Genomic DNA, 9,674 nt, shown 5'->3' with positions numbered 1-9,674 from the left:
GAACGCACAACTCAAGTCATGGCGGATCCTACGGAAGCTGCGCTGCAGCCCGAGCAAGGCCGGCCACATCGTCAAGGCCATCGCCGTCCTGCAAAACCACCGCGTCGCTCAGACCGCCCGAGGATGAGATGGATTCAGTGGTGCGGCGCGCAGGCGAATTTCCGGGTCGCCGTCGCCCGAGTTCCAGGCCATGATCGCGTCGTATGCGTCGTCGTACCAGGGACGGTCGGAAAGCCTTTCCAGGCCGGAATGCCATTCATCCTCGGTCAACTCGAAACCGACTGCCCTGCCCAGCGGCGCTATCAGGAGCAAGTGCGCAAGGCGTTCCGGATAACGGGCGCCATAGAGGAGGGCGAGATCACCCGCCGCCGAATGCGCGAGGAGGGGGAGTCGAGCGAGGCCGAGATGGGTGCGGAGGGCCTCGACGTCCTCGACAAGGCGATCGCAGCGGTAGGTGTCCGGATTGTCCGGACGGGCGGACGCACCGGTGCCGCGGAGATCGAGCCTGATCAGGGTCCGGGGCAGGCCGCCCAGGTCGCCGAGGTAGCCGGACGCCCGGCCCGGCCCGCCCGGAAGGCAGACGAGGGGCTCGCCCGAGCCCTCGACATGGTAGGCGAGACGCGTCCCATCATAGGACTGGAATGTCGGCACGCCCCCACGGTAATCGCAGGCTGTCCGCATGTGGGCAGAAGCGAGGAAGAATATGCGCAGAGCGAAAGCGTGGCATTAGCCTGCCGCCATGTTCGGGCATGAGTGGGCACTTGTGGACGTGGAGACCTCCGGGCTGCGGGCCGTCCGGGACCGGGTCCTGTCGCTGGCCGTCGTCACGGTCGGGCCCGACGGCCGGGCGAACGGGGAGTTCTCCACCTTGCTCGACCCGGGATGCGATCCGGGTCCCGTCCACATTCACGGGTTGACCGCCGGCAGGCTGAAAGGATCACCGAGATTCGAGGACGTCAGCCGGCACGTCGCGGAATTGCTCAAAGGGCGTGTCCTTGTGGCGCACAATGCGCCGTTCGACTACGGGTTCCTCGCCCAGGAGTTCATGCGTGCGAACATCCGGCTGCCCGTCGATCGGCGGCTGTGCACGCTGGCGTTGAACAGGCGGCTCTCCCCAGCGACGAAGGACCTGAAACTGGCGACGCTCGCCGCCCATTACGGCGTCGAGAAACGGAGGGCGCACGACGCGCTGGAGGACGTCCGGACGCTCGCGGGCGTCCTGCAAGGATCCCTGTCGGAGGCGATGCGGCTCGGTCTCGACCTGCCGCTCGTGCCATGCCCGCCGAAGCAGATGGCCAGGCCGAACATTCCGAAGACGCGCTGCGCTTTCCGCTGCCCCGGGCGCCTGAGCACCGAACTCGTCCAAGGTATGAAGGTTGCCATCACGGGTGAAACCGATGTTCCCCGCGAAAAGCTCGTCGAGCGGGCCGTGGCCGAGGGCCTGAACGTGATGGGGTCCGTGAGCCGGCACACGAGTGCCCTGGTGACGAACGAACCCGAATCCGGAACGGCCAAGGCGCGCAGAGCCCGGCAAGAAGGCGTGCCGATCATCGATGAGCGGACGTTCCTCGCCCTTCTCGGCAACGTCCTCCCCGGAACACCGCACGGAACAGGAGAGCGCCCGGCTGAAATCCCGCAGAACACCACCGAGCAGCGAACAAGCGCAACGACTGGCCCGCTGGAAGGGCGGTGCGTGCTGGTTCTCGGCGGAACCCACCCTGTTTCGTCCGCCGCGAGGAGTCGCGTCGTGGAACTCGGCGGTGCGGCGGCCGTTAACCTTTCCGCCAGCGTCACAGACGTCCTCGCCCTGAACGGCAGCGAGGATGACCGGCGGATGCGACGGGTCATCGACCTGGAAGTGCCCGTCCACGAGGAGCAATGGCTCGGGGCGCCGGAAAGGGTGGAGGCGGAACGCGTGTCGCCGAGGGTGCTGCCGCGCGGCGCGGCCGTCGACCTGCCGCACGCGCAAGACTGGACGGTCGCCGCGTCCTGGCTCCAGCACGCGTCCTGCGAGGTGGACGTGGTGGCGTTCGCGCTCGACGAGGACGACCAGGTGTCCTGCGACGAGGACTTCGTCTTCTACGGCGCCGCCGAATCACCCGATGGGACGGTCCGGCTGGCTGCCGATGGCCCCACCGAACAGGCGATCACCGTCGACCTGACCGCGCTTCCCAACGCCGTCCACAAGGTGACCATCGCGGCGGCGATCGACGGCCAGGTGACATTCGGAGACCTCGGCCCCATCGAACTCGTCGCAGGCCCGGGCACCGCCGAGCAGGCGGTCGCGCAGGCGACCCTCGACGCCGGGACGACCGAGCGGACGATGATTCTCGCCGAGATCTACCGGCGCGGCCCCCGCTGGCGGCTCCGCGTCGTCGGCCAGGGCCACGACTTCGACCTCGCCGCGCTGGCCCGCGGCTTCGGCGTCGACATCGACGACTAAAAGTGCCGATACAGCAAAGCGGCAGGTCGCCGGGCCGCGGGTGGCGGGTTTGGTCTACCGGTGCCCGCCCGGCCGCGCACCGGGTAGACCTGCAACCGTGCAGGTGAGTTATGTGAGTGAGGCGACGCCGGGACGGGAGAACGAGGACTTCGTGGCGGCCGGCCCCGGCTGGGTCGTGCTGCTGGACGGGGCGACGGCGCCGCCGGGGGTGGACAGCGGGTGCCGGCACGACCCGGCGTGGCTGGTGCGCAGGCTCGGCGGCCGGATCGCGGCGCTGCTGGCGCTGGAGGACGGCAAGCCGCTGCCCGACCTGGTCGCCGAGGCGATCAAGGTGACGGGCGAGGCGCACACCGGGGCGTGCGACCTGCAGAACCCGGACAGCCCGTCCGCGACGGTGTCGCTGCTGCGCCGCCGCGGCGAAGTCGTCGAGTGGTTCGTCCTCGCCGACTCCCCGATCGTGGTGGACGTCGGCGAGATCATGGTCTTCCGGGACGACCGGGTCGACCATCTGCCCAGCTACACCCTCGAAGGCGTGCGCAGGTCGCGGAACAGCCCCGGCGGGTTCTGGGTGGCGAGCACGAAACCGGAGGCCGCGTACGAGGGGCTGACCGGCGAGGTTCCGGTCGACGGCCTGCGAAGGGCGGCGGTGCTGAGCGACGGTGCGTCCAGGCTCGTGGAGCGGTTCGAGCAGATGGAGTGGGACGAGCTGCTCCAGCTCCTCGATGAAGAAGGCCCAAGGGAACTCGTCCGGAGGACCAGAGTCACCGAAGCGACGGGCACGAAACCACGCGGCAAGCAGTACGACGACGCGACGGCGGTATTCGTCCGGTTCTAACGTGTCGCCGGTTTGATGTGCGGCCACCAGTCGCCGAGGTCCTCCGGCAGGTGCATCCCCTCGACGCGCATCGTGGCCGGCATCAGCGGAAAACGACGCCCGGCCGGGAACGTCCGCTGGTACGCAGGCGGGTCGATCACGACGACCCGCGTACCGTTCAACACCGGGATATCGGCCGGCACGCCCTCGTTCCAGATCCATTCGCCGTGCGCGTCGACGAGGTTCCACGGGCTGGAGACGACCGGCGGCCCCGGCGGGACGTCGGCGTCCAGGAAGCACGCGAGGATCTCCGGCGCGGGACGTTCGCCGGTCAGCCCGCCCGGACGTCCGATGAGCGCCCCGCCGAGCAGCATGTGCAGCTGGAAGTTGTCGCCGATGCCGCTGATCGTGACCGTCCAGCCCTTGCCGCTCGCACGGTCGAGGACGAGGAGCCGCTCGCCGTCCAGCACGCGCAGCAGCGCGTGGAAGTACTCCATTTGCCCGAGGTGTTGGGCGGCCTGCTCGGCGAGGCGGACACGAAGCTCCCGCTCGTCCAGTGAAGCCCGGGCGAGCGGCGCCATCTGCAGCACCGTGCACCCGGCCAGCGCGTAGTTCGGCAGCGCGAACCACGCCATCATCGCGGCCGTCGCGCCGTCCCTGAGCCTCGGCGCGACGGTGTCGAAGACCTGCTGGGACGGCTGGCCCTCCATGTCGGGCGGCGGCTTGCCCCCGGCCGCGTCCTCCCACGCGTCCGCGAACGCCAGCGCGGCCGCGGTGACCTCGGTGATCCGCCGGAGGACGATCGGGCCGACCGGCGCGGGGTCGGCGCCGTCCTCGATCCAGGCGCCGGAGATGACGGCGAGGAAGCCGCCGAGGTTGGGCGGTGCCTCCGCGACGCCCTCGGCGAGGCGGGGCAGCGCGGCGTTCATCTCCGCGGGGACGGCCGTCTGGGACGCCTGCCAGAGCTGGGGGAGCAGGTCGCTGAATGCCCGGTCTTCGGCGATCGCGGCCCGGACGGTGTCGTCGACGAGATCCTGGAGCGGCATGGTCGATCACCCTTGCACAGCGGTACGACACCCGGAAACCGCCCACCATCCTGGAATCAGATTCTAGAATGAGGTCCATGGAGCCACAGGATTTCGCCGACGTGCTCAACGCCGTCCGCAGCTTCGTCCGCGAGCAGGTGATCCCCCGCGAGGAGGAGATCGAGGAGACCGACGCGATCCCGGCGGCGCTGCGCCGCACGTCCCAGGACATGGGCCTGTTCGGGTACGCGCTGCCCGAGCAGTACGGCGGCCTCGGCCTGACGCTGAGCGAGGAGGTGCGCCTCGTCTTCGAGATCGGCTACGCCAGCCCCGCGTTCCGCTCCATGTTCGGCACCAGCAACGGCATCGCCGGCCAGGTCCTGGTGAACTCCGGGACGGACGCGCAGAAGGACGCCTGGCTGCCGAAACTCGCGTCCGGCGAGGTCATCGGCGCGTTCGCGCTCACCGAGGCCGAGGCGGGCTCCGATCCCAGCACGCTGACCACGACCGCCGCGCGCGACGGCGACGACTACGTCATCAACGGTGCGAAACGGTTCATCACGAACGCCCCCGATGCCGACGTCTTCATGGTCTTCGCCAGGACGGGCGGCGCCGGTTCCCGTGGCATCTCCACGTTCCTCGTCGAGCAGGGTGTGGACGGACTGAGCGTCGGCCCGTCCGACCAGAAGATGGGCCAGCGCGGAGCCCACACGGCCGAGGTCTTCTTCGACAACGTGCGCGTCCCTGCCGACGCCATGGTCGGGACAGAGGGAACAGGCTTCCGCACGGCGATGGCGTCGCTCGCCCATGGGCGACTCAGTATCGCCGCCGTCTGCGTTGGCCTCGCCCAGAGGATCCTGGACGAGACCGTGGCCTACGCCAAGGAACGCAGCCAGGGCGGCAGGACGATCGGCGAATACCAGCTCGTCCAAGGGCTCATCGCCGACTCCCAGACCGAGCTGTACGCCGGACGCTCCATGGTCCTGGAAGCGGCCCGCGCCTACGACGCCGGCGAGGACACCAAGCAGGGGCCGTCCTGCGCCAAGTACTTCTGCTCCGAGATGGTCGGACGCGTCGCCGACCGTGCCGTCCAGGTCTACGGCGGCATGGGCTACATGCGCGGCGTCGCCGTCGAGCGCTTCTACCGCGACGTCCGCCTCTTCCGCATCTACGAGGGGACGAGCCAGATCCAGCAGCTCGTCATCGCCCGCAACCTTCTGCGCTGACCAGCGCGGACGCCGGCGACCCAATCCGGTTCGCAACCCTCGCCCAGGCCGTGTATGGTTTCACTGCGCGAACGACGCAGGCCCCTTTAGCTCAGTCGGCAGAGCGTCTCCATGGTAAGGAGAAGGTCTACGGTTCGATTCCGTAAAGGGGCTCACGGCATCCCGGCCGCCATCCGGCACCATCGGACGGCGGCCTTCGTCGTCCCCGGGGCCCCGCTGCGCCCTCGGCGCCGGAACGAACTGATTCGCTCCATACATGGCGCTGTGGTACCGTCCCACCGGTTCCAGCAGGACGTTTCGCAGCTCATCGGCGCACCCGGTAACCTGGGAAACGGTCCGGTGGAGCCCGCGGAACCGAATCCCGATCTCGACCCGGGTTTTTGCGTTTCCAGGGTTCGGTGAGCATCCGGTATCCTTGTAATCCGGTTCACACCGACCATCACGGCGGGGTAGCTCAGTCAGGCAGAGCAAGCGGCTCATAATCGCTGTGTCGCCGGTTCAAGTCCGGCCCTCGCTACTACCCATGTCTCTCACCTCCGTCCCGGGGGTGAGCAGGCTTGGGTCGAATCGCCGGCCGCCCTCCCCGGGCGGCCGTCGTCCGAAGATCCTGTCCCTTACCCAGAAAGGCACTCCATCGTGGCTGCCACCGACGTCCGGCCGAAGATCACGCTGGCCTGCCAGGAGTGCAAGCACCGCAACTACATCACGCGGAAGAACCGGCGCAACGACCCGGACCGCCTGGAGATCAAGAAGTACTGCCCCAACTGCCGGACCCACCGTCCGCACCGGGAAACCCGCTAGCTGAGCTCCGGACGGAGAAGTACTGCCCCGCTGCGCTGTCAATGGGCCAGGACCCACCGTCCGCACCGGGAAACCCGCTAGCCGAGCCGGGGACCCGAAGCGCCGCAAGGTCGGCGAAGCAGGGACTTCTTCGCACGCTTGCCCCGACGTCGATCAGCCCGTCCTCGCCAGTGAGACCCGGCGAGGGCGGGCTGAACGTCATTCTGTTACCGTCCGAGCGAAGACGGAACAGGTGTGCTCAGGCGGGCGCCCGGGCATCGCGGCCCCGTTCGACCTGGAGAGGGACGGATTGCATGGCACTCAACCGTGATTTCATCGGGCGGAGCTTCCCGCCCAGCGAGCCGTACGAGGTCAGCCGGGTGAAGATCCGCGAGTTCGCGGACGCGATCGGCGACCGCAACCCGATCTACCGGGACCAGGAGGCGGCGAAGGCGGCCGGATACCCCGACGTCATCGCGCCGCCGACCTTCCCGATCGTCGTGTCGCTCGGCAACGCCGGCCTCGCCGACCCCGAGCTCGGGCTGAACTACGCGATGGTCGTGCACGGCGAGCAGCGGTTCGAGTACACCCGCCCGCTCCGGGCCGGGGACGTCGTGACCTGCACCGCGACGATCACCGAGATCAAGTCGATCGGCAACAACGAGAAGATGGTCATCGAGACCGACGTCAAGACGACCGAGGGCGAGCTGGTCTGCAAGTCCTACAACACGATCGTGGAGCGGGGGGCCTGATGACCGCCAACGTCAACTACGCCGACGTCGAGGTCGGCACTGAGATCCCCGCGCAGACGTACGCGATCGACCGCGCGAACCTCGTCATGTACGCGGGCGCGTCCGGCGACTTCAACCCGATCCACTGGCGCGAGTCCGTCGCGACGGCCGTCGGCCTCCCGAACGTGATCGCGCACGGCATGTACACGATGGCGCAGGGCGGCCGGTACGTCACCGACTGGGTCGGCGACCCGGGCGCCGTCGTCGACTACGGGGTACGGTTCTCCTCTCCGGTGGTCGTCCCCGACGAGGGCGGCGCGACCCTGGAGATCAGCGGCAAGGTGGAGGAGAAGCTGGACGGCAACAAGGTCGTCGTGGCGCTCACCGCCAGGTCCAACGACCAGAAGGTCCTCACGCGCGCGAAGGCGGTCGTCAAGCTCGCCTGACGAGAAGCGTCGCATCGGCCGGGTCCGCCCCGGCCGATGCCGGGGCCGGGGGCACGTACGGGAGGGGAAGACGACGTGGCGGTGTTCGCCGAAGACGTGAACCTGGCGGGATACACCACGCTGCGGCTGGGCGGCCCCGCCCGGCGCTTCGTCGAGGCGACGACCGAGGCGGAAGTGGTCGCCGCGATCCGCAAGGCCGATGACGCGGGCGAGCCCGTCCTCGTGCTCGGCGGCGGCAGCAACCTGGTCGTGTCCGACGACGGCTTCCCCGGCACCGTCGTGCACGTCGGCACCCGCGGCACCGAGCGCACCGCCGCCGACGGCGACCGGATCCACGTCCGCGTCCAGGCCGGCGAGGACTGGGACCCGTTCGTCGCCCGCTGCGTCTCCGACGGCCTCGCCGGCGTCGAGTGCCTGTCCGGCATCCCCGGCCGCGTCGGCGCGACCCCGATCCAGAACGTCGGCGCCTACGGGCAGGACGTCAGCGAGACGATCATCGAGGTCCGCGCCTACGACCGGGAGACCGGCGCCGTCGTCGCCCTCGACCGCGACGCCTGCCGCTTCACCTACCGGCACAGCGCCTTCAAGGGCAACGACCGGTACCTCGTCCTGGACGTGACGTACGCGCTGCACGAGGCCGAGGAGTCGCAGCCGATCGCCTACGCCGAACTGGCCCGCAAGCTGGGCGTCGAGCCGGGCGACCGCGTCACCCTCAAAGAGGCCCGCGATGCCGTCCTCGAACTGCGGCGCGGCAAGGGCATGGTCCTGGACGCCGCCGACCCCGACACCCGCAGCGCCGGATCGTTCTTCACCAACCCGATCCTCGACGCCGCCCAGCTCGCCGACCTCGAACGCCGCGTCGCCGAAAGCCTGGGCCCGGATGCGACGTTCCCCCGCTATCCGGAGACCGGCGACCGGGTCAAGACGTCCGCCGCCTGGCTCATCGACCGCGCCGGCTTCACCAAGGGTCACACCCTCGGCCCCGCCCGCATCTCCACCAAGCACACGCTCGCCCTCACCAACCCGGGCGGCTGCAGCACCGCCGACCTCCTCGCCCTGGCCCGCGAAGTCCGCATCGGCGTCCACAAGGCCTTCGGCGTAACCCTCGTCAACGAACCCGTAATGGTCGGCGTCACCCTCTAAACGGCACACTCCCTGAACGGGCATGCCGCTCGAACCCGCGCACTGCTCGGACTGGCGTGCTGTTCGGACGGGGCGGCATCCGAAGGGGGCGGCATCCGGCCGGGCTGTGCCGTGTGGACGGGTGTGGCGGCTGAGCTGGTGTGATGTGTTCAACAGCGTGATGTCGGACGGGGTTGGTAGGGTGAGCGGCGTCGAGGGGGAGTAGTCCCAATCGCGTGGTCGACATGCTGGCGCCGCCGAACGGTGCCCGGTCACGCGGGCCCGATCCAGATCGCGGCGGACGAGACCTTCGGCCTGGCAGTCATGCCGGGCCGAGGTCGTGCGCGCGAGCCCCCGCCCTTCGCCCGGTGTCCGAGCGAGAGGGATCCGGTGTCCGCCTTCCTCATCAGCCTGGCCGTGATCTTCGTTGCCGAACTGGGCGACAAGAGCCAGCTCATGGCCATGACCTTCGCCACCCGGTTCCGTGCGCTGCACGTGCTGGCCGGCATCACGGCCGCGACCGCGATCGTCCACCTGGCCAGCGTCGCGCTCGGCGCGGCGCTCGGGGCCGCGCTCCCGACCGGCCCCATCTCGATCCTCGCCGGCATCGCGTTCCTCGGGTTCGCGCTGTGGACGCTGCGCGGGGACGAACTGGACGACGACGAACGCGACAAGGCCCGCAAGGCCAAGGGATCGGCGATCCTCGCCGTCGGCGGCGCGTTCTTCCTGGCCGAACTCGGCGACAAGACGATGCTCGCCACCATCACCCTCGCCGCCGACCACGGCGGGCTCCTCGCGCTGACCGGCGTGTGGGCCGGTTCGACGATCGGCATGGTCGCCGCCGACGCGCTCGCCATCGTCGTCGGCCAGATGCTCGGCCGGAAACTCCCCGAGCGGGTCATCAAGTACGGCGCCGCCGCCGGATTCGCCGTTTTCGGCGTCATCCTGCTCGTCGAGGGCGTCATGGCCTGACGGAACGGGAACCATGAAGGCAGAGGCCCTCGACGACCGCGGGGCGCGCCGCGGAAGGGCTGTCCCCTATACACCACCTACGCCGGCCACCAAAGGGCCAGCGCAGCGCCAGCAG

General features: G+C 69.5%; 10 protein-coding genes and 2 tRNA genes. 10 read left to right on the top strand and 2 right to left on the bottom strand.

Annotated elements, in window-relative coordinates:
• Positions 1–108: 108 nt before the first annotated feature.
• Positions 109–651 carry an alpha/beta fold hydrolase gene (locus HUX53_RS08200; protein ID WP_176402554.1) on the bottom strand — a complete coding sequence of 181 codons (543 nt, stop codon included), beginning with the start codon at positions 649–651 and terminating at the stop codon, positions 109–111.
• Between the two features lie 88 nt (positions 652–739).
• On the opposite strand from HUX53_RS08200, the gene HUX53_RS08195 reads away from it, so the two are divergent.
• Both HUX53_RS08195 and HUX53_RS08190 read left to right on the top strand, forming a co-directional pair.
• Positions 740–2,443: a TerD family protein gene (locus tag HUX53_RS08195; protein WP_176402553.1), complete on the top strand. Its 1,704-nt coding sequence runs from the start codon at positions 740–742 to the stop codon at positions 2,441–2,443.
• A 112-nt stretch (positions 2,444–2,555) separates the two neighbouring features.
• A complete protein-coding gene (locus HUX53_RS08190; RefSeq protein ID WP_309237114.1) occupies positions 2,556–3,278 on the top strand; it encodes a protein phosphatase 2C domain-containing protein in 723 nt (240 codons plus the stop codon).
• Here the strand turns inward: HUX53_RS08190 and HUX53_RS08185 are convergent.
• Positions 3,275–4,303: a hypothetical protein gene (locus tag HUX53_RS08185; RefSeq protein WP_176402551.1), complete on the bottom strand. Its 1,029-nt coding sequence runs from the start codon at positions 4,301–4,303 to the stop codon at positions 3,275–3,277. The genes HUX53_RS08190 and HUX53_RS08185 overlap by 4 nt on opposite strands.
• Positions 4,304–4,380: 77 nt before the next feature.
• Between HUX53_RS08185 and HUX53_RS08180 the strand changes: the two genes are divergently transcribed.
• From HUX53_RS08180 to HUX53_RS08145, 8 genes are all read left to right on the top strand, one after another.
• Entirely contained in the window at positions 4,381–5,508 is a 1,128-nt protein-coding gene (locus HUX53_RS08180; protein WP_176402550.1) for an acyl-CoA dehydrogenase family protein, read from the top strand.
• Positions 5,509–5,588: 80 nt separating this feature from the next.
• A tRNA-Thr gene (locus tag HUX53_RS08175) sits at positions 5,589–5,661 on the top strand.
• A 290-nt stretch (positions 5,662–5,951) separates the two neighbouring features.
• Positions 5,952–6,025: transfer RNA gene (locus tag HUX53_RS08170), tRNA-Met, on the top strand.
• 119 nt (positions 6,026–6,144) lie between these two features.
• Complete coding sequence (gene rpmG, locus HUX53_RS08165) at positions 6,145–6,309, top strand: 50S ribosomal protein L33 (protein ID WP_026404241.1); 165 nt, start codon at positions 6,145–6,147, stop codon at positions 6,307–6,309.
• A gap of 293 nt (positions 6,310–6,602) precedes the next feature.
• Positions 6,603–7,040 carry a MaoC family dehydratase N-terminal domain-containing protein gene (locus HUX53_RS08160; RefSeq protein WP_176402549.1) on the top strand — a complete coding sequence of 146 codons (438 nt, stop codon included), beginning with the start codon at positions 6,603–6,605 and terminating at the stop codon, positions 7,038–7,040.
• Positions 7,040–7,465, top strand: coding sequence for a MaoC family dehydratase (locus HUX53_RS08155; RefSeq protein WP_176402548.1), 426 nt, complete (start codon positions 7,040–7,042; stop codon positions 7,463–7,465). The genes HUX53_RS08160 and HUX53_RS08155 overlap by 1 nt, the downstream gene beginning before the upstream one ends.
• 75 nt (positions 7,466–7,540) lie before the next feature.
• Complete coding sequence (locus HUX53_RS08150; protein ID WP_309237113.1) at positions 7,541–8,608, top strand: UDP-N-acetylmuramate dehydrogenase; 1,068 nt, start codon at positions 7,541–7,543, stop codon at positions 8,606–8,608.
• A 369-nt stretch (positions 8,609–8,977) separates the two neighbouring features.
• The gene (locus tag HUX53_RS08145) at positions 8,978–9,559 is read left to right on the top strand and encodes a TMEM165/GDT1 family protein (RefSeq protein WP_309237112.1); all 582 of its coding nucleotides are present in this window, start codon (positions 8,978–8,980) and stop codon (positions 9,557–9,559) included.
• The last annotated feature ends 115 nt before the right edge of the window (positions 9,560–9,674 follow it).

The organism is Actinomadura sp. BRA 177 (assembly GCF_013372625.1).
Lineage (GTDB): Bacteria > Actinomycetota > Actinomycetes > Streptosporangiales > Streptosporangiaceae > Spirillospora.
Note: the sequence above shows the minus strand (reverse complement) of the source record. Positions and strands in the feature narration are given on the sequence as shown.